This is a genomic window from Sphingobacterium sp. UBA5996, from assembly GCF_002429765.1.
Lineage (GTDB): Bacteria > Bacteroidota > Bacteroidia > Sphingobacteriales > Sphingobacteriaceae > Sphingobacterium.
Genome location: NZ_DJAS01000003.1, coordinates 426635 through 447090, shown reverse-complemented (window position 1 = coordinate 447090; position 20456 = coordinate 426635). Strand labels below are relative to the sequence as shown.

Here is a 20456-nt window from a genome sequence, read left to right as displayed (position 1 = left end):
GATGAAAAAAACAATCATCATCACTGTGATATTATTCATCGCGGTCATCGCGGCCACGGTCTACCTTTTCGGAGATTTTAATAAAAATAACAAACAAGATTCTAAAGCCTTACAATACCTTCCCGAAAATACATTAGCGATTGCTTCCTTTACAAATGATCAAACGGTGGATACGATCTTTAACGACTATGAACTCTTTAAAGCAATTATTGGCCAGCAAAATTTCAGCCACCTCAAGCGTCTGAAAGAAGATTTATTACAAAACGATCAGCTTGCACCACTAGTAGATGGACAGCAGATACTGCTCTCTTTTCACCAGGAAAAAGAGCAGATTACACCTTTGTATAGTGTCCAGGTGGGGCAGAGTCTAGATAACAAGGCCTTGGCAACATTACTTGGCAACGTCGGGAAAAATTATAAAATACAGCCCTTTGATACCTTAGGGCACCGATTTTATGGACTTAACCAAGGCACTAAAGACAGCACACTTTATTGCTCCTATTTTCACGAAATTATTTTTGCCAGCTATTCCAAAAAAGTACTCGCTCAGATTTTTGACAAAAATGTAAAGAAAATAAATACAAAACAGATTGAGTTCTTTGTCAACCACAACAATAAAAACACTCCCCTAAGTCTCTATTTTTTCAATGAACAGCTATCTCAGTTTGCCCGAATATTGATGAAATCCAAGTTCGGCAATTATCTAGGCCTAATAGATTCGCTGAAAGGACAAACCTCCTGGAACATGAATTTTAAAAAGGATGCATTTATCTTTAAAGGTGAAACTGCGCTTACGGACAGCAAAAACAGCTACCTACAGTTATTTGCTACACAGACAGCTCAGGTGCAAGCCTTGGGTAATTATCTTCCTAAAAATGCAGCATCTTATATCGACTTTAGTATTTCAGATCCTCATAGTTTTCGTAGTGGTTTGAAAGCTTTGTTCGTACAACAGAAAGAAAATGGCCGATTGGCAAAGAGCATAAAAAACTTTGAAGAGGACAGTCAAGTATCCTTTGACAGTATCATCGCACCAATATTCAACGATGAATTTGCTCTTGCAGAGCTGGACAACCAGGATGCTATCGGTTTGATCAGCATTTCAGATTCGACACAATTTGCAGATAACCTCAAAAAATTCAGTACTGCTGTTGGCGATTCAATCTATCAATTTAAATATTCGAATCTTTTATATGCACTCTTTGGCGAACCGTTCAAGAATTTTAACCGCCCCTATTTTACCGTTGTCGACAATATTATGGTGATAGCCAGCCGAACCGGGATCTTGAGCGACTATCGGGAATCTTTCCGGGAAAAGCAATTTCTGTCGGGAACGGCGATTTTCAAAAATCATGCAGCATTACAGAACAGTCGTAGTAATGTGACATTTTATTTAGAACCTAAAGCCAGTAAGAGCACTATTTTGAATAACTTAAAAGTGGAGTTTGCAAAGAATTTTAGAGATGAGGATGAATATGGCTTTCAGAATTTTTATTCGTGGTCCTATCAGCTCAGCGGCAATCAAGGCTCATTTTCCTCCAGTTTATACGCCCTCTATAAAAGCGATACGCGATTGGGGGGCAAACCTGAGTGGACGGTGCAGCTCGAAAGCCGGATTATTAATAAGCCTTGGATCTTCGACCAAGATGGAAAGAACAAGTTTATCCTGATTCAAGAACAAGATCATACCGTACACGCCTTCTCTCCGGATGGAAAAGAACTTTGGCAAAACCTCTTTCAAGGTGAAATTTTGGGCGAGCCTATACAGTTACAGGATCTCAGTATTATCGCCGTAACAAAAAACCGATTGTACCGCTTTATGCCCGACGGGAAAAATATGACCGGTTTTTCGGTTGAACTACCGTCGAAGGCAACCTACGGAGCGACACTCGCTAACTTCAATAAAGAACAACGTATTTACATTCCAGCGACAGATCGAATCTTGGCTTATACCTTAGCTGGCAAAAAAGTAGATGGCTTTGAAAATAATTCTGTGGATGGTCGAATTATATTTGATTTAAAAACCACCACCTTGGGGCAAACAAATTACATTATTGCAGGTACAAGCACAGCTTCGGTTTATTTCTTTGATCAGAACGGTAAAATTATCCATAAAAAGACATTGGATACGGATGGGGAAAGTGTTAAAAATCCAATTGGTTTAATGGCTGCATCTGACGAAAAAAATTCTTTCATTTATTTGGCAGACAATAAAGGCAGCATTTACAAAGTACCATTTGAGGGTGATGCAAAAAAAATCAAATTAGGCGATTGGAGCAGAGATGCTTTCTTTAATTTCGAAGATATTAGCGGTGGTGCTGACAGAGACTTTGTCATACTGTCCAAAAACAAACTGAATGCATATAGCGCAAGAGACTCTTCTTCCTACTTTGAATATAAATTTATCGAAGATGCCAGCAACAGACCCTTGTTTTTTAAACGAATAGGAAAATCTGATATCATAGGGGTTGGTACTGACAACCGCATGATTTATGTTTTTGGGTCCGATGGTTTGGTCCAGGAGGGATTCCCGGTAGAAGGCTTCTCGAAGTTCTATTATGGACCAATTAACTATGGCGACAATGCCAATTATTTAATCTGTATGAAGCGCGATTTCAAAGTCTATGTATATAAGTTTTAAAACGCTGTAAATCAATTTTTTAAAATAACCCTCAAATGCAATAAGGTGTGAAAAGATCTTTATAAAAAATTTGTCTAATCTAATTTTTTTATAGTAGGTTTGCAGACTTAATATGACTATGCTGAAATCAGAAGAATTAAAAGAATTATTGGCCAAACCAAAACGCATTGTAATTACAACGCACTACAAACCAGATGGAGACGCATTAGGCTCATCGTTAGGTCTATATTTTTGGTTGGTCGCAAAAGGACACCACGTAAATCTGATTGTGCCTTCAGACTTTCCTGCCTTTTTGGATTGGTTGCCAGGCTTAGAAAATGTACAAATTTATACGCAGAATATGAATCTGCACAATCAACAGATTGATGCGGCTGAATTCATTTTCTGCTTAGATTTTAATGGCCTTGCGCGGATTCACGACATGGCCGAACCCATTCGCCAAGCGAAAGGAATCAAATGCATGATTGATCATCATTTAGATCCGGAAGGATTTGAAGACTACGCCTTTTGGGATCCATCTGCAGCAGCGACAGCACAATTGATCTACCGCTTCTTAACGTATGAGATGCAAGATTCGGAACATATCAGTGCAGACATGGCGACCTGTCTTTATACGGGTATCATGACCGACACCGGTTCATTCCGCTTTCGTTCTACAACAGCCGAAATCCACCGTATTATAGCAACCCTCATCGATTGTGGTGCGCAAAACTGGGCGATCCACGAAGAGATTTACAATAGTTCCTCTGAAGGCCGTCTTAAATTCTTAGGGTTTTGCTTACTTAATCGATTGGAAGTCATTCATGAATATAATACGGCTATTATCCATGTGACAAAAGCGGATCTCACGCAGTTTGAAGTTATCACCGGTGATACGGAAGGATTGGTCAACTATGCACTCTCTATTAAAGGAATTCGATTGGCAGCGTTAATTATTGATAGAAATGAACAAATTAAACTATCTTTGCGTTCGATTGGAGAAGTTCCTTGCAATGAGATCTGTAAATTGTATTTCAATGGGGGTGGGCATCTTAATGCTTCAGGGGGCAATTCGAAAGAAAGCTTAGAAGCGGTAGTGTCCAAATTCAGATCGGTTTTACCAAATTATAAAGAAATATTAACAAAATAAGATATAGTAACATACATTAGAAAATGAAGAAAGCAATTCTATTTTTCGCGGCTGCCGGTCTTTTGATGACGTCATGCCAAAAATTCAAAAAGGCTGAAGGTGGTCTTGAGTATAAAATCGTGGATGATAATGCAAAAGAAAAAGCGGTATCTGGCGATTTATTAGCACTTGACATGGTTGTGAAAACGGACAGAGATTCTACAATGCAAAGTACGTATGACATGGGAGTCCCTCAGATCGTTCAATTATATCCAGATAGTATTATTGCAAAAAACCCAGGTGACCCTACAGGTTTATTCAAATACGTAGGTGAAGGCGATAGCTTGGTATTCAAAATCAATTTGGATTCTATGGCGGCTAAAACTCATCAACCAAAACCAGAATTCGCGGATAAATTCATCATTTACTCCATAAAGGTCAAAAAACATTTCAAAAAAGGAAAGTTGACTGATCAACAATTGGGTGAACAAGTTCAGAAATACTTTGAAGAAGAATTGAACAAGCATAAAGCTGCTGAACCTGCAAAATTGGAGAAATACATCAAGGATAAAAACTTGAAAACAACAAAAACAGCTTCAGGTCTTCAATATGTAATTACGAAACCCGGAACAGGACCAAATGCTAAAGTAGGTGATTCTGTCCACGTAAACTACGTAGGTTCATTGACCACTGGAAAAGTATTTGATACAAACCTTCCTGATGTAGCTAAAAAAGAGAAAATATTCAATGCACAACGTCCTTACGAAGCATTAAAATTCCAATTAGGTGTTGACGGCGTGATCCCAGGTTGGACTGAAGCTTTTCAATTGTTTAACAAAGGAACGAAAGCAACTTTAGTTATCCCTTCATCTTTGGCTTACGGCGATCGCCCTTCTGGTATAATTCCTCCATACGCTCCTTTAGTATTTGAAGTAGAAGTATTGGATATCAAACCTGGAAAAGTTCCAGCACCTACAGCGACAACTCCTGGTATGGTAGCACCTACAGGAACGACTGCTCCAGTGACAACAGCTCCAGCAACGAAAAAGTAATTTAACGGTATATTTTAGTAGAACAGAAAAGCGGTTTCATTAAGTTGAAACCGCTTTTTTGTTGTACCAGTATTTTTTATGATTTAATCGTCTTTTTAATCTTCCTTATTTTCATCCACAGGATAACTACAGCCAACGTAAAGCTAACGACCATAATGATGGTCAATGAAACAAGTGCTTTATTGGTGTGGTAATTTTCAGCATGCTGAATAAATAGCAACCTAAAAATCCGGAGATAATGCGTAGATGGAATAACATTGGCAATCGCCTGCACCCATTCTGGCATCAGGCTGGATGGCCAGGTAAATCCGCTCAGGATAAAAGCGGGTGTTGCAATCACCATAAGGACTTCTGTCGATTTTAGCTGCGAAGGCAGTAGTATACTAACCAGTACACCAATAAAACAGACAGCAAGCAAAAATACACATGTACACAGTACAAATCGGCCGAAATCAGCTTGCAAAGGCATACGGTAGTACTGACCAAAACCCCAATATAAAATCAAAATGCCTACAGACATCAAGATATAAGGTAAAATCTTTACAAGGATAAGTCCGATAGGATTACCGATTTTACGCACAAGATCCGGAAACGTGTTACCTTCAAACTCTGACGAAAAAGACAACGCCAAGCCAAGGAGCAATACCTGTTGCAAGACCGTAATTAAAACCCCCGGCAGCATAAAATAAAGGTAGTTGCCGCTTCGAATATTTTGCTTCACAAAGGTTGTTTTAAAAGGTTCATATTGTTGAGCAGCGATCTTCGCGGGAACACCTCGTTTCATCTGCGCCTGAATTTGGATTCCAGCTTTAAGTGTTGACGCACAAACATTCACCGCCATCATTGCAGTATTGGAGGTCAATGTATTGGCTCCATCAACAAAAACAGTCATTTCGGGCAACCTGCCTTGTTGTACTCCAGAAGCAAAGCCTTTGGGAATATGTACAATCGTTGTTGCTTCGTATTGCATGGCAATATCTTTGGAATCAAAAAGGGAAGGCAATACACGGGCAACGTCAATACTCTCATTATCTGAAAGCATATCTATGAAGGAACTGCTTAAGGGACTATTATCTTCATCGACAACAATGATCGGCATCTCCGTCACTTTGCCCTGTTGATAGACATGCCCCACCAAGATGCCGTACAAAACAGGCGCACCGAGAAAAAGCATCAGCAAGACTTTGTTATTGAAGAAAAGTTTAAACTCCCGTTGGATTAATTCTATAAATTTTTTCACATTCAAACCCTTTAATTCGCATGGAGAACCACAAGCGTTTTGGTTAATAAATCTTTAGCGCCAGCACTATCCTCAGGAACAACCTTCAGCTCAAACACAGCCTGTTGCGGATCAAAATCGGGATAGGCAGAGGCTATGCTCGCATAAGAATTTAACGCCTTAATACTGATCACTTTCGCTTTAACTTTTTTGTGGTTCAAATAAGGAATGTCCACTTCTACAGCAGCACCTTTTTGAAATCTTCCAATTTGGTTTTCAGGCAATGTGAACCTAAAATAGGTTGATCGATCAAGAAAGCCATTAATAATCGGATAACCCGCCATCGCCAGTTCACCAACTTTCAGATTAATGGTCTCCACGCTCATATCTTGTGGGGCAATGATATATTTTTCCCCTGCAGCAACCTTCACTTCAGACACCGCTCCGAGCGCACGTTCCTTCTGTCCCAAAGCCATAAGCTGCTGTTCTTGTCTAGCTCCCCCTTTAGCTTCGGCTAATTCAGCCTGAGCAGCGAGATACTGATTTTTAGCCCCTTGATATTTTGCATAGGTTTCGTCATATTTTTGTTGTGAAATCAGGCTATCCTGCAAAAGTGCATCTAATCGACCTATCGACTTCCTTGCAAACTCATATTGTTCCCTCAAACCATCTACTTTTGCCTGAAGTTGTGTCAATTGCCCTTTTGTAGCCCCTTTGAGTGCCATGTTATATTGCGCATCGGCAGATTGCAGTGCACCTTTTGCCTGTTCCTCTTTCGCATCTACCTCGGGGATACTCAAAATGGCCAACGTATCCCCTGTATGGACAAAATCCCCCTCTTCAACCAGTAGCTTTGCAATTTTTCCTGGAACCTTAGTCACAACTGTTACCTGCTCACGCTCCACTTTCCCTTCAATAGGCTTCGTTTTTTCTTGGTTTGCACAAGAAACTAGGATAAACAGCAATAATATTCCATATAAATTCTTCATCTTACTCATGTATGGTTTGTAATAATTTTCCTGATGTATGTAATAACTCCACCGCTGCAGTACGTTGCTGCAACACATTATTAAAATAGCCTAAATTGACCTTATACCAATCGTTTTCGGCAGCCAATAATGCTGTAACATCTATCAATCCAGCTTGATATTGCTTCACAGCCATAGAAAGGTTATTTTCAGCTACTTTTAATTGCTGTTCGCCAACCTTCAGCTTTTGATTACCCGTTGTGTAGTTGACGGTACTCTTACTCAATAATAAATTTAACTTTTCCTGTGTATCTTCCCGTTTGGTCGTATTGATATGTTGATCGAGTTTAACTTGTCTAATCTTATTCAGATGCTCGCCACCCGTGTAGAGATCCCATTTAACGCCCACTCCAACTATTAAGTTGGGACTACCCTTAATGGAATTGAGCGGCAAATTGACAGTACCCAATAGGGGCTGGTCTTTAACAGTTAGCTTGGAATTGAATACATTCAGATAGTTTGCAGAGCCAAAGGCAAAGACCGCCGGAAGCGCCCCCCCTTTTTCTTTTTTGTACAAGTACTCATAGGCTTTGGACGAAGCATCCAGTGCTTTGAGCTCAGATCGCTGCTCAACATCACCAGGGAGCTCCGACAAAAATATAGGTTTGAGTCCATAATGAATCGCACCAACTTTCTGAAAAGAGATCCCGGTTTCTTGTTCAAGCTTTTGACACAACAGGTCGCGGTTGCCCGAAAGCTCCACTTTTTTTTCTTCCAGCTCCAGCAATGCCAATTTCAGCTTATCGCGATCGTAAGGTATTGCAAGTCCATTTTGAATGGCTTTAGTCACCTTCTGTTGCTCTTTCTTTAATCGCTTTTCGGAATCCACGATCAATTTATCAACTTCATCCAACAACATCAGCTGATCGAAAGAAGCAATAATATCTTTTGAAAGTGTTTCCCGGCTCGCTGATTCCAGGTACTGCTGGGCAACAGCTTTCTCCTGCAATGCTTTTATTCCATTCGGAATCTGCAGCCCCGAGAAAATAATCTGCTTGACAGACACGCCTGCATAAGCAGCTTGGCCATGTAGGCTAAATCCCGTTGCTCCTTCAAATAAGCCTAAGTTTAGTAACGGAATATTAACGGTCGGAATATCAACGCTCCCATTGCTATGAACATAACCGTATAATCCGAGTGCAGAGACATGGAGCAGCCGATTTGCTTTTACACCCTCGGCTTCCAAACGTGCTTTATCAACTTCGTAGGCCTTCAATTTCAATTCTTTATTGGTCTGAAAAGCTTTTTGAATAATATCTTTTACCGACGGATCAATCAATGATTGCGCATGTAGTTTGTTTAAAAACAGAACCGATGCCAAAGTCAATAAACCCAGGCTTAACTTCTTATTCATCATATGACTCATTAATTCTTATAAAAATAGGACAATAACCGCCTCGCTTATCTGTTTAACAGTAAATCTTACGGTATGTTTGACTGCTAACTCTTTTTATTCAACATTCTTTTCAACGCGAATAACATGCAACAATAGGACATTCATGCAGCAGTAACTGCCCATCAACAAATCGCTTTTTCGAAGAAGCAAAAAATGGAATCCAGTCCTTCAGCAGTAATCCGCTATTATTTTTCATTTTTGCTAATTAATAAGTTATCTTTGGAGATCGAATTGAAATTTTGGTAATTAAGCACACCACTTTATTCGATAATAATAAAAACAACTTTTTACCCTAACCGCTGCGTCCACGCAGAAAACTATGTTGCTTACAGATACACATACACACATTTATTACCATGCAGGAACGACAAAACTGCAAGAAAATCTTCAGCGTTGCTTTGATAATGATATCCAACGGCTTTTTTTGCCAAATGTAAATAGCGCTTCCATAAAACCCGTATTTGACACCGTAGCAGCTTATCCAGATCACTGTTTTCCCATGCTTGGATTACATCCCTGCGATGTCAAGGAAAACTATCTAGAAGAGTTAAAAATCATCCGAAAAAGCTTGGAAACTTACAAAGTCTATGCCATAGGTGAGATCGGACTGGATCTTTACTGGGATAAAAGCACGCTTGAAATTCAAAAAAATGCTTTTAGGACGCAGGTTCAATGGGCTAAGGAATTAAATCTGCCGATCGATATCCACTGCCGTGAAGCCTTTACAGAATTGTTCGAATTACTGGAAGAACTCCACGACGACAAATTGTTTGGCGTCCTGCACTGCTTTACAGGATCCCTTGAACAGGCCAATCGGGCCATCGAGTTAGGTTTCGCTCTGGGTATTGGCGGAGTCGTCACCTTTAAAAAAGCAGGCTTAGATCAGGTGGTCAAAGAAATCGATTTAAAACACCTTGTCTTAGAGACAGATGCGCCCTATTTGGCTCCCGTACCGTTCCGAGGTAAAGAAAATGAAAGCAGCTATTTGATCTACATTGCACAGAAAGTAGCTGACCTTCACCAGATTTCCATCGAAAAGGTAGCCGAAATCACAACAGAAAATTCAAAACGTATATTTGGTATATAATTTCAACACTCAATGCATAATATCTTTATTATCTACACAGGTGGGACCATTGGCATGGTTAAAGATGAGACAGGAACATTCGTTCCTTTCGACTTTGAATTGATCAAACGTAATCTCCCTGATTTAAGTCGCTTAGACTATAAACTCACCGTGCACTCTTTCGAACCCATTATCGATTCATCCAACATGAAGCCCGAAATATGGATTGAAATGGCACAAATTATTAAGGATAACTATGCAGATTACGATGGTTTTGTGATCTTACATGGTTCCGATACCATGGCGTTTACGGCATCGGTATTGAGCTTTATGCTGGAAGGACTCCAAAAACCGGTTATATTATCAGGCTCCCAGCTGCCTATTGGCGAAATTCGAACGGATGCCCGAGAAAATATGATGACCGCCCTTGAAATAGCATCGGCAAAACAAGATGGTGTGTCTATTATACAGGAAGTTTGTATTCTTTTCGACAATAAATTATTCCGCGGTAATCGTTCTTTTAAATATAACTCCGCCAAGTTTGAGGCTTTTAGATCTCCAAATTATCCCGTATTGGTAGAAGCTGGCATTCACCTCAAATACAATACAGATGCTTTATTGAACAATATTAATAAAGAATTTATCTTGCATACAAAATTGGATAATCGGGTGGCAGTATTGAAACTATTCCCCGGAATCTCTGCGCAAACAATCAAAGCGGTATTAAACTCCGATGTCCGTTCAATTGTGATGGAAACATTCGGTTCAGGAAATACCACCACTGACACGTGGTTTCTGGATTTACTAAAGGAAGCGATTGAGCAGGGTAAAAACATCCTCAATATTTCTCAATGTAAAGTTGGATCGGTCGAATTGGGGCGCTATGAAACCTCACAAGGTCTTAAATCCATCGGCGTGCTCAATGGCTATGACCTCACATTTGAGGCTGCAGTAACCAAATTAATGTATCTTCAGGGCGAACTAGAAGATCAAAGAGAAGTTGCTTATTGGATTGAAAAGGATATCCGCGGTGAATTGACTGTAAATGACTAAGTATAAATGACTAGATCACAAAAGACTTATCAATAGATAAGTCTTTTGTGATCAATGTATTTCCAAGGCATAGATCTCGCTACAATGTCAATTCTTATTGTTCAGTGGACAGGCCAGCAAGCACTTCCGCAACAACAAAATTACTTCCACCAACAAAAATAAGATTGCCCTGCTGATAAGCATTTTTTGCTGCATCAAATGCGGCCGCGACACTCGGAAAGTCCAACCCTTTTAATCCAAATCCAAGAGCTTCTTTACGCAATTCACTGGCTGGCAGCGCACGCGGCATATCCGGAGCAGAGAAATAATAAATTGCGTCTTTGGGCAAATGGGGGAGCATATGTGTTAAGTCCTTATCGCGCATCGCCCCGATGACAAAGTGAAGCTGATCATAGTTTGTAGTCGCCAGGTTTTTCAACACTTCATGAATTCCGTCTTCGTTGTGTCCCGTATCACAGATAACAAAAGGTTCTTTAGACAACTGTTGCCAACGGCCTTGGATCCCTGTGGTCGTTTGTACTTTCATCAAGGCTTCATGAACGTGATGATCACTGATCTCAAAGCCCTGCTTACGCAATTCATCAACAGCAGACAAAACACCAGCAAGATTCTTCACCTGGTAAGAACCTTTCAGATCCAGCTGATATGATGATGAATGGCCAGAAGAATCGATAGTTTGCACTGTCAGATAGTCTTGATCTACCCCCAACATTTTTGTCCGATATGTGTCGGAAGCAAATTGTATGGGAGCCTCCTCAAGTGCTGCTTTTTTCAAAAATACAGCAGCTGTCTCTTCGGCATACTCCGAAATGATCACGGGCGTATCTCTTTTGATAATACCTGCTTTTTCGCCTGCAATTTCCGCCAGCGTATTACCGAGGAGATTCATGTGATCAAACCCAATATTGGTAATCACCGACAATAACGGGTGAATAATATTGGTGCTATCCAAACGTCCGCCAAGGCCAACTTCAATAACGGCGATATCAACTTTCTTTTTCTCAAAATAATCGAAAGCCATCGCTACAGTAATTTCAAAAAAAGAAGGCGCTACTTGTTCGATCAGCTTGCGATGCGCATGAACAAAATCAACAACAAATTCTTTGTCACATAACTGGCCATTGACGCGGATACGTTCACGAAAATCCAGTAAATGAGGAGAAGTATAGAGGCCCGTCTTATAACCTGCTTCTGCTAAGATAGCGGCTAGCATATGGGAGGTAGATCCCTTTCCATTTGTTCCGGCAATATGCAATGTTTTGAATTTTTGCTGTGGATTAGCTAACGCAGCGCAAAGTTTGATGGTATTGTCAAGGTCTTTTTTGAAGGCTGAGGCGCCATCCCTTGTAAACATAGGCAATCTAGTATACAGATACTCGATTGCCTCATTATAAGCATTCATGTGAATGATTTTTATCTTAATCTAAAATTGAATACAATCCGTCCTGTCTGCGAGTCTGGGGCATTCGGCAATTGATTCAACCGAGCACCTCTAACAGCACGCTCACATTTTTCCAATAGGGAAGGATCAGTAATTGTAGTTCCCTTCACACCAGCACGCGCATAGGTTATAATTCCCTGCTTGTTGACTCTGAACTCTACAGCGACCTTTCCCGCCTGCTGTCCATTGTCGTCGATACTTGGTCTTTGGGTGAAGCTGCGGTTTTCAATGGATAACATCATATTACCGTTTCCAGATCCCCCTTCGCCATAATTACTTGCCAAGGGATCTCCTAATTTGGAACCTTGATTACCCGGTGTTGTTCCTGTGCCGTCACCTGCTCCAGTACCGTTGTTTTTATTGCCTTTAAAAAGTGCTTTAGCATTCGCCTGTGGTGCTACCTCTTTGACTTCTTTGGTTGTTTCTGGTGCTTTTGACACCACTTTCTTCTCTGTCTTTGTAACCGCAGGAGCATCTTCCAGATCTTGAGTGACGACAGCCTTCTCAGCAACCTGTTGCGTTGGGGTCGGTGTCGGCGTTTCCACAGGATCGATACGGTCAGGACGCTCATTATTGGCATTCGGATCTACAGAAGGCTCTTCGACACTCATATAGTCATCCCCCATACCTTCTGGAGAAGTACCATAGTTGACAATAAGTCCTCCCATACCTATCATAGGAGGTTCTTCCGCCTTAAACACCACAAAAAAACCAATCAAGAGCAACGATGCCATGACCAGAGTCGATATCCCCAATGCCTTGGGGAAATTATTTTCTTCATGTTGAAGATGATATCTCATCGCATTAATCTCCTATATTAATAGCTGACCATTAAACTCAAAAAAAGTTTAATGGTGGTTACTTATCTTTTTTTGGCTCAGTTGCCAACACGACCTTCACTTTTAAGCGATTGGCTACATCCATCACTGAAATAACATTTTGGATAGGAACCGTATTATCGACGTAAAGCATAATTGTCAACTCCTCGCCGGCAGCCATTTGTGATTGAATTGCAGCTTCCAACCCTTCGATAGGAACTGGAGTTTTGTCAATAAAATAACCTAAATCTTTGGTAATCGAAACCGTAACGGTCTTTTTAGCAACAGATTGCTCTCCTGCGCTGGACTTTGGCAACAAGAGCTTAACGACCTGAGGATTAGACACTGCTGAGGCCAACAGGAAGAACAACATCAAGAAAAACATGATATCATTCAACGCTGAAGTATGAACCTCTGCAGATGGTTTATTTTTTCTACTTCGTAAATTCATTATCTTCCTGGTTCATCCAATAAATCAATAAATTCAACTGCATCAGTTTCCATACGCAAAATTAAACGCTCGACCATCATATTTAAAATATGGTAACCCAAGTAAGCTAAGATACCAACGGCAAGACCGGATGCAGATGACACCATTTTCACATATAAACCTCCTGACACAGAGGCGATATCAATACCACCTGCTAATTCAACCTCATGGAAAATCTTAATTACCCCAAAAATCGTACCCACGAAGCCCAGCATTGGAGCAATACCGGCAATGATACCCAGGATATTAATATTTTTCTCTAATTTGGCAACTTCCAGCTTACCTACATTTTCGATGGCACCTTCAATATCTTTGATAGGTCTACCTACACGCAATAAACCTTTTTGCAACATACGTCCCAATGCAGAGTTACTTGAGCGACACACCGCTAAGGCAGAATCCAGATTTCCCGACAGTACATTCGCTTTCACCTGCGACATTAAGCTATTATCGTATTTTGCGGCACGACGGATGGTTAGATAACGTTCAAAAAAGATTACCAATCCAATAAAAAACAACAATAGGATCGGAATCATAATCCATCCCCCTTTGATCATCATATCGATCAAACTCATGTTTTCTGTACTTGCAGCGGCAGGTAACGGTTGTTGCGCAGCTTGATTAAATGAATCCACAGCAGCTGTTGCTGTATCCTGTACTAATGACATAATTATTAATAGTTTTATATAGTTTCTATAATGTTTCTACCCAAGCCCCCTCAATCTTTTTCTCTACAGATTTCTTCGCGAGGTCTGCCTCGGATTTAGTCATGTAGGTATTTAAGATGATTTTCTTTCTATTTCTTTTAAATTTTCCCTCTACAGCGCGTGCTGTTTTGTAGCCCATTGCTCGCAGACGCTTGGCCTCCTGCTCCGCTTGCGCCATTGTCTTTGCGGAACCTATAACCAATTGATATCTCGGCTGCGCCACGGGGATAGATTCTTTGATCACCGGGTTCGCGTCCAAAGCCGTCGGTTTGGCCGCTCCATTACTCGATGGTACAGTTGCTGTATTTTTAACAGAATCTTTCAAAGCGGTTGTAGCCAATGAATCGACTTTCTCTAAACTATCGGCTTGCAACGTATTGGACACTGTATCGGCAGGTATGATCGGCTTCGGTTGAATAAGCGTATCTGCCGTTTTTACAACAGGCTTGGTCGACCCGAATAACGAATCCTTCAACGCAGGATTGGTATAAACCACCGCAACAGCAACCATTGCCAGTACGATAATTCCAGTCATCCAATACCAGATCGCATTTGAATTACGTGGCTCCTCTTCATAGATATTTGGTGCATATGTTGAGCTGGCATTAGCGGTCGCTATAGCACCGATTTCCTTGTTTGAATCTGTTTCTGCTTTTGGAGTAATAGATTGACTGTTATCAGCCACCATAGGTGCATCCACAAGTTCAGACTGCTGATCTTTGTCCTCCGTTACCGGAGATCCTTCAGTTTCGACATCGGTGCGATTGCTTGTTAATCCAGTCTCCTGCGCAGGCTCATCAACAACCGTACTCTTTACCGCTTCCAGTTCATCTGCCGCTTCAGCTTCCTCTTCGCTAACTTCTTCAACCACCACCGTTTCAGCTTCATCAGGCCTGTCTGGAATAGACTCCTCAACAAGCTCCTCTTGATGAGTGACTTCTACAATAGGCTCGTCTTCCAAAGCTGGTTCCGCAGGCTCGTCTTCACCTTCCAAAGGAGAAACAACTGTTTCAATCTCCGGTGCAACAAGGTTCGTTACCGGTTGGAAGTCGAACCCCGATAGATCCAACGGTTTGAATACTAAACTTGAACCGTAACTAATCAATAGGCCAAGATCATCCAGTTTAGCCTGTCCAAACTGACCCAAATCAGCTCGCAGACTATCAACAGCATCCGATAAAATCTGCTGCGCCTGACTTAGTCCCAAATTCTCCTGTTGCTGGATATAATGAACGATATTAAATCCATGCTGCGCAGAATAGTCAAGTTCGACATAGGAGATTGGCGGCAAAAATACATTATGCTGTTTATCGAACTGAGCCGGAGAATGAATTCGTTTGAACACACCTATTCCCGGCACGTATACTTCCGCATAACGTTTTAATAAACTATTGATGTTTTTGCCTAGATTCATTGCGCACTATTTTAAGATGCAAATTTATAATCTTAATTCGTTAAAACGAATAATTAAGACCACCAATTACATTAAAGCCCAATCGTGGGTAATACATATAACGTTCGTATTCTTTTCCAAAGATATTATTTGCTTTGACGAAAATACCAAATTGCTTTTTAACCCGATATTCTGCGCCTGCATTAAGATCAGCGAACGAAGCTATTGTTGCCTTATGACCACTGTCGGTAATACGGCTGCCATCTGTATTATAATCATAGATATATGCATAAGTGTTACCCTGAGTAGAAAGTTCAGCATCTACGAAAAGCTTATCAGAGATATTGAAACGCGCATTGGCCTGCATCCGGAATTTTGGCAATCCCCAAGCTTCCTCTTGATCGCTCAAATTATAATCGTCTATATACACCCTACCTCCTAGATTAACCAGTTGTGAAAGGCGCACATTAATTTCACCTTCAAATCCCATATGCTTCGCCTTATTGATCACGCCATCATAAACGACATCAAATGCCCAAGGAACATAACCATTTTGGGTATCGCCAAATGCACTATTTTTAAATAAAGGCAGGCCCTCAATCTGTTTGTAGAATACCTTTACTTTATAACCAAAAGTTGCTCCGGCATTCCCTTTTAATCCCGCATAAATGTTCATTTTCTCGATCGAGTTAATCATTTTAGCGTTCGGGGCCAAATAAGGATTTTCTTTCGCAAAGCTGCGGAAAGAAGCTTGCTTTACTCCCCCATTAATTCCGGCAAACAAAGAGATATATTCAGGTGCCAAAGCAAAATCAGCTTCTACTGAAGGAAAAATATTGAACCGTGAGCTATCACCAAATTCGGAAGTTAAATTTGCCCCCAAGGTAACGTTATAATTATCGCCTTTAAAACGAATATACGGATTAACTACGGCCAAATGATTCTTTACTTCAGCGCTATCTTTCACGTTGTTCATCGTCACGCTCACATTAGCACCGACATTAAATGCACTTAAACGCTTGTTCAGATAACCGGATAATGCAATTGAGTTTTCTTTGGCTTTGTAGGCATCTTTAAATAAATAGCCATCAACTTTCGCCGAGTAGCTGATCGCCTGTTCATTTTTGGGATCTACATTACTCGATAGTTCACCATTTAAATAGATATCAGTAAATGTCTGTTTATCTGGACTTGTATTTAACAATGTTGTTCCCGATTGATCAAAGGTCTGACCATAGAAATTTGTACCATAACGATTGTAACCAAGCGTCCCCTTTACTGTTACCGCATCCAACACCCGGCGGCCAAAAATACCAATATCTTGTGTACTGAATTTCTGTCCGTCAATATTACCCTTTTGGCTCAGATGCTTTGCAAATAAGCCGAATCGTGTATTTTCATACTGTTCAGAAGCTAAATAAGCCTCGCCCAATATACTGTTATAGTTACCGATACCCAACTTGACATAGTTGCTACTATGCTCAAAAGGTTGTGCAAAAGGAATCTCCTGCACATTTAACTGTTTCAACCCAGTATTGATATCCAATTTCTTATCCAAAATATTGTTGTAGGACAACTTGGGCTGGTATTCCCTTTTATTGGTCATATCCGGACTGCGGCGAATTTTCACAGCATCCGCAAGAATGGGTTTATAATCACGAACAACATCAAAAGAATCGATAGTGACCGGTTTCTCAGGATCATTCTTCTTGCCTGTTTCCTGTGCAAAAGAATTCAATCCCACGCCCATCAAAAGCGCTGCTAAAGTATATTTCTTCACGTTTCTATTTTGCAACTTCTTCATTATATCCTATTTCTTTTTGTTGTTCAATTTATTTAGACGTTCTTTTGCTGCAGGCAAAATATCGTCTTTCGCATCATAGTTATCCACAATTGATTCAAGCGTAGCTTTGGCCTGGAAGGTATCTCCTTTACCCGCATAAGCATCAGCCATCGTAATAAAGCTTTTCGCAACCCAATATTCGTACGAAGAGAAATTATCAGATAGATCCATTGCCGTTTTAATACAAGCATCATATTGTTTATTTTCCAATTGCAGCAGAGCAACATTGTATTTTGCTTCTGCCCCATAAACCGTACGGCTCTTCAATGCAGCTAAACTAAATTCTTTCATTGCTTCAGCTTTCTTATTTTGCTTCACGTAACATTTACCGGCATATAAGTAGGCGTTTGCGATCTCCTCTTCCGAAGACTTTTCGTAATTTTTAACCGCGTTGGTATAATTTAATGCTTCTTTATAATCTCCAATTTGATAATAAGAAACCATCAAGTTGTTGATTGCAAAACCATAATTGGATTTGTATTCAGAAGTAAGCTCGAGCTTTTTCAATAGCTGCGTAGCCTCATTGTATTTCTTTTGTTTCAAATACAAATTAGACACAGAAATCAGCGTGCGCTCTGTATAAGGGGAAGTCCAGTCATTCAAAATAATATTGTAATCATGTAACGCATCCTCGGTATTTCCGAGGGCCGCATTACTTTCGGCACGGATAAAACGCGCATATTTCTCTTGATTTGGTTTAGGGAATTTATCAAAGTACGCATTTACAGCTTCTACAGCGCCTTTGTAATTTCCTCTTGAAAATAAAGTTGTCGCGGTGGAGAATGAACGGGAATCTTGCTCTGATTTCGAAACATCACCAAGGTTGGTACCTGTTGCATATTTGATATAACCAGTCGCGTCGCCCTTGTCCAAATAGATATTTTCAATGGAGCGCATAGCCTGTCTGGCTTCGTCCGTCGAAGCATACTGATCGACCACACGTTGAAATGTTGCCAGCGCAGCATCATTGTTATCTTGATTATACTGAACCAAACCAATCGTCACCAAAGCACGTGGTACATAACTGCTGCGCGGATATTTTTCCACCATAGTTTGGAGTCCGGCGATGGCCTGATCACTTTCTCCCATTAAGAAACGTGTATAAGGAATCTCAAAGGCAATATCGTCGGCATAATTAGAATTCGGAAATTGCGCAATAACAGCATTCAACGTAGCAATTTTACCGTTATTATCCCCTTGCAATCCTTGGATAATACCTCTTTGGAACAATGCGTAATCCTGACTAGGTGCTTTAGAAGAGATTAATTTATTATATTCTGTTAAAGCTCGACCGTAATTTTTGGAAGAGAAGTACGAGTCACCCAAACGTGCGATGGCATCGTTACGTGTATTCATCTCTATACCCTTTGAGCCACCGGAGGCGAGAAAACGCTCGAAATAATTAGCCGCAGTATTATAATTACCATTACGGAAAGCAGCGTAGGCTAAAGCATAATTGGCATAACCATACACATCGGTTTTACTAGCTCCAGGCAAACGTAGAAATTTATTGAAATTGGTTACGGCTTCACCGTATTTACGAACTTCATACATCGCTTCTGCCTTCCAATACGTTGCTAAAGCATAAATTTCTTCATCATAACGAAACTGCTCAGAACGCATGAATAAGGAGATTGCATTTTCAAAAGCACGTTCGTTATAATATTCCAAACCCCTATAATAGGTTACTTTTTGATAGGCGGCGTTAGCCTCTTTCCCACGCTTAGGAATAGACTCCAAAATATCTACTGCCTCGCGGTAATTCTTTGTACTCAACAACACTTCAGCAAGCAGGGTTTTCGCTTCCTCCAAGCGTTTCGATTTTGGATACGTTTTCAGATATTCCTGTGTCGAAGCCAATGCGACCTGGTGAAATTCTAATTCATATGAAAGCTTCGCATAGTTGAACAAGCCCTCTTCTTGCATCGCTGGATCAAAATCCAGTTTCGAAGCACGGAAAAATGCGTTACGCGCAGATTGCTTATTGCCTTTCTTCAAAAAGGCATCCCCCAGGGTAATCATCGCAGACTGATAATAAGCATCTGGATCAGTCATCTTTTCCAATTCAGTGATCGCCTTATCATAATCTTTCAATTTATAAGCGATATAACCGATTTGGTAGCTATCCTGATTATTCTGTGTTTTACCTTGGTCTTGTGCCTGGAATTTATCGTAATACGCTTTGGACGTTTTTAAGTCGCCTTTGATAAAGTAGGTCGCCGCAACAATACGGAACATCTCTGTTTCATTTTCTTGCTTTGTACGCGACAAAATCGGCAATGCGTAATCCAGCACATCGTTGTAGCGTTTATCCAAGAAATATAAAGCAGTGATATAATAAGGGTAGCTATTTTCGAACTGCTTAGATCCATTGAGACGTTCAAATTCATTCAACGCCGTTTTATATTCGGCATCTAGGTAGGAAAGATAAGCGTAATAATAAATAGATGCCTCCTGAAATTCAGTTTTCTGATCTTTTAAACTTTCAAACAAAGGTTTTGCGGCCTTATAATCTTTCGTCATAAAGGAAGCATAACCATATTTAAAGCGGTATTCTACATTCTCTTTACCCGCAAGATTTTTGCTGTCAATCTTGTTAAACCACTCTAGCGCTTTAACGTAGTCTTTTTTAGCATAGTAAGATTTACCGATCTGAAAGTAAGCTGCTTTGGCATTTGCACTCACAGGGAAATCTTTAATGTATTTCAAAAAACGATTTTCGGCATCAGACTCTCCCAATTCCAAGGCGCAAACAGCTTGATAATACCGGACATTTTCTTTCAATAAAGAAAGTTCTTCTGTTTCATCCAATTGCAAATTGGATTTTGTCCGCAAAGCTTCAACACGATCAAATTGCACTGAAGCGGCACTAAATTTTCCGCGTTCAAACAACTCCATCCCCGTTTTATACGCCTTGTTGATTTGTTGCCATTCTGTCTGTTGCGCTAATGCTGGCGTCGCCATAACGGTTAATGCAACTCCCACCTGGTAAATCTTCTTATACATAATATGTGAAACCTTAATATGTTATTTATCTGCAAATGTAAATGAATCTCCTCCTAAGCCCTGATAAAATTGCCCTGAAACGCGAGTATAATGAATGATCCTTACCTATTATAGGTTCTTAAGATCGCTTCAAATTTATCGAAATTCAATTCAAATCTCCACTGCTAAAGAGATAGTTTTATTCATTTTACTAAA

Annotated in this window: 16 protein-coding genes; 5 read left to right on the top strand and 11 right to left on the bottom strand. The window is 40.4% G+C overall.

Annotated features, from left to right (window positions below; translation table 11 throughout):
- Position 1 precedes the first annotated feature (1 nt).
- The 3 genes from B3E00_RS02930 (at position 2) to B3E00_RS02920 (ending at position 4801) form a co-directional block, all read left to right on the top strand.
- Positions 2-2641, top strand: coding sequence for a hypothetical protein (locus tag B3E00_RS02930; RefSeq protein ID WP_293936788.1), 2640 nt, complete (start codon positions 2-4; stop codon positions 2639-2641).
- Between the two features lie 118 nt (positions 2642-2759).
- On the top strand, positions 2760-3770 hold the full coding sequence (locus B3E00_RS02925) for a DHH family phosphoesterase (protein WP_293889621.1): 1011 nt from the start codon (positions 2760-2762) through the stop codon (positions 3768-3770).
- Between the two features lie 23 nt (positions 3771-3793).
- Positions 3794-4801, top strand: coding sequence for an FKBP-type peptidyl-prolyl cis-trans isomerase (locus tag B3E00_RS02920; protein WP_293883835.1), 1008 nt, complete (start codon positions 3794-3796; stop codon positions 4799-4801).
- 76 nt (positions 4802-4877) lie between these two features.
- Here B3E00_RS02920 and B3E00_RS02915 read toward each other — a convergent pair whose 3' ends face one another.
- The 4 genes from B3E00_RS02915 to B3E00_RS02900 all read right to left on the bottom strand — a co-directional run bounded on the left by B3E00_RS02915 (position 4878) and on the right by B3E00_RS02900 (position 8640).
- Complete coding sequence (locus tag B3E00_RS02915) at positions 4878-6041, bottom strand: ABC transporter permease (RefSeq protein WP_293883833.1); 1164 nt, start codon at positions 6039-6041, stop codon at positions 4878-4880.
- Positions 6042-6052: 11 nt separating this feature from the next.
- Complete coding sequence (locus B3E00_RS02910) at positions 6053-7009, bottom strand: HlyD family secretion protein (protein WP_293936786.1); 957 nt, start codon at positions 7007-7009, stop codon at positions 6053-6055.
- 1 nt (position 7010) lies between these two features.
- Positions 7011-8405: a TolC family protein gene (locus B3E00_RS02905; protein ID WP_293936784.1), complete on the bottom strand. Its 1395-nt coding sequence runs from the start codon at positions 8403-8405 to the stop codon at positions 7011-7013.
- A gap of 109 nt (positions 8406-8514) precedes the next feature.
- Positions 8515-8640, bottom strand: coding sequence for a hypothetical protein (locus B3E00_RS02900; protein ID WP_293883827.1), 126 nt, complete (start codon positions 8638-8640; stop codon positions 8515-8517).
- Between the two features lie 123 nt (positions 8641-8763).
- Here B3E00_RS02900 and B3E00_RS02895 point away from each other — a divergent pair, with 123 nt between their 5' ends.
- Complete coding sequence (locus B3E00_RS02895) at positions 8764-9531, top strand: TatD family hydrolase (protein ID WP_293883825.1); 768 nt, start codon at positions 8764-8766, stop codon at positions 9529-9531.
- Between the two features lie 12 nt (positions 9532-9543).
- The gene (locus B3E00_RS02890; protein ID WP_209580582.1) at positions 9544-10563 is read left to right on the top strand and encodes an asparaginase; all 1020 of its coding nucleotides are present in this window, start codon (positions 9544-9546) and stop codon (positions 10561-10563) included.
- Between the two features lie 94 nt (positions 10564-10657).
- Here the strand turns inward: B3E00_RS02890 and B3E00_RS02885 are convergent, their stop codons facing one another.
- The 7 genes from B3E00_RS02885 to B3E00_RS02855 are packed head-to-tail and all read right to left on the bottom strand — an operon-like array spanning position 10658 to position 20261.
- Complete coding sequence (locus tag B3E00_RS02885) at positions 10658-11965, bottom strand: bifunctional folylpolyglutamate synthase/dihydrofolate synthase (protein WP_293936782.1); 1308 nt, start codon at positions 11963-11965, stop codon at positions 10658-10660.
- 11 nt (positions 11966-11976) lie between these two features.
- Positions 11977-12804 carry an energy transducer TonB gene (locus tag B3E00_RS02880; protein ID WP_209580580.1) on the bottom strand — a complete coding sequence of 276 codons (828 nt, stop codon included), beginning with the start codon at positions 12802-12804 and terminating at the stop codon, positions 11977-11979.
- A 58-nt stretch (positions 12805-12862) separates the two neighbouring features.
- Positions 12863-13273 (bottom strand): ExbD/TolR family protein, encoded by a 411-nt coding sequence (locus B3E00_RS02875; RefSeq protein ID WP_209580579.1) that lies wholly within the window; start codon positions 13271-13273, stop codon positions 12863-12865.
- Positions 13273-13980 carry a MotA/TolQ/ExbB proton channel family protein gene (locus tag B3E00_RS02870; RefSeq protein ID WP_209580578.1) on the bottom strand — a complete coding sequence of 236 codons (708 nt, stop codon included), beginning with the start codon at positions 13978-13980 and terminating at the stop codon, positions 13273-13275. The genes B3E00_RS02875 and B3E00_RS02870 overlap by 1 nt, the downstream gene beginning before the upstream one ends.
- 25 nt (positions 13981-14005) lie before the next feature.
- A complete protein-coding gene (locus B3E00_RS02865; RefSeq protein ID WP_293936780.1) occupies positions 14006-15433 on the bottom strand; it encodes an SPOR domain-containing protein in 1428 nt (475 codons plus the stop codon).
- A 40-nt stretch (positions 15434-15473) separates the two neighbouring features.
- Positions 15474-17216, bottom strand: coding sequence for a TonB-dependent receptor (locus tag B3E00_RS02860; RefSeq protein ID WP_209580576.1), 1743 nt, complete (start codon positions 17214-17216; stop codon positions 15474-15476).
- Positions 17217-17222: 6 nt separating this feature from the next.
- Positions 17223-20261 (bottom strand): tetratricopeptide repeat protein, encoded by a 3039-nt coding sequence (locus tag B3E00_RS02855; protein WP_293936778.1) that lies wholly within the window; start codon positions 20259-20261, stop codon positions 17223-17225.
- Between the last annotated feature and the right edge of the window lie 195 nt (positions 20262-20456).

Bases quoted from the DNA above. Each gene is read 5' to 3' on its own strand.
- B3E00_RS02930 (WP_293936788.1), top strand. From the start codon at position 2: ATGAAAAAAACAATCATCATCACTGTGATATTATTCATCGCGGTCATC.
- B3E00_RS02925 (WP_293889621.1), top strand. From the start codon at position 2,760: ATGCTGAAATCAGAAGAATTAAAAGAATTATTGGCCAAACCAAAACGC.
- B3E00_RS02920 (WP_293883835.1), top strand. From the start codon at position 3,794: ATGAAGAAAGCAATTCTATTTTTCGCGGCTGCCGGTCTTTTGATGACG.
- B3E00_RS02910 (WP_293936786.1), bottom strand. From the start codon at position 7,009: ATGAAGAATTTATATGGAATATTATTGCTGTTTATCCTAGTTTCTTGT.
- B3E00_RS02905 (WP_293936784.1), bottom strand. From the start codon at position 8,405: ATGATGAATAAGAAGTTAAGCCTGGGTTTATTGACTTTGGCATCGGTT.
- B3E00_RS02900 (WP_293883827.1), bottom strand. From the start codon at position 8,640: ATGAAAAATAATAGCGGATTACTGCTGAAGGACTGGATTCCATTTTTT.
- B3E00_RS02895 (WP_293883825.1), top strand. From the start codon at position 8,764: ATGTTGCTTACAGATACACATACACACATTTATTACCATGCAGGAACG.
- B3E00_RS02890 (WP_209580582.1), top strand. From the start codon at position 9,544: ATGCATAATATCTTTATTATCTACACAGGTGGGACCATTGGCATGGTT.
- B3E00_RS02885 (WP_293936782.1), bottom strand. From the start codon at position 11,965: ATGAATGCTTATAATGAGGCAATCGAGTATCTGTATACTAGATTGCCT.
- B3E00_RS02880 (WP_209580580.1), bottom strand. From the start codon at position 12,804: ATGAGATATCATCTTCAACATGAAGAAAATAATTTCCCCAAGGCATTG.
- B3E00_RS02875 (WP_209580579.1), bottom strand. From the start codon at position 13,273: ATGAATTTACGAAGTAGAAAAAATAAACCATCTGCAGAGGTTCATACT.
- B3E00_RS02870 (WP_209580578.1), bottom strand. From the start codon at position 13,980: ATGTCATTAGTACAGGATACAGCAACAGCTGCTGTGGATTCATTTAAT.
- B3E00_RS02865 (WP_293936780.1), bottom strand. From the start codon at position 15,433: ATGAATCTAGGCAAAAACATCAATAGTTTATTAAAACGTTATGCGGAA.
- B3E00_RS02860 (WP_209580576.1), bottom strand. From the start codon at position 17,216: ATGAAGAAGTTGCAAAATAGAAACGTGAAGAAATATACTTTAGCAGCG.
- B3E00_RS02855 (WP_293936778.1), bottom strand. From the start codon at position 20,261: ATGTATAAGAAGATTTACCAGGTGGGAGTTGCATTAACCGTTATGGCG.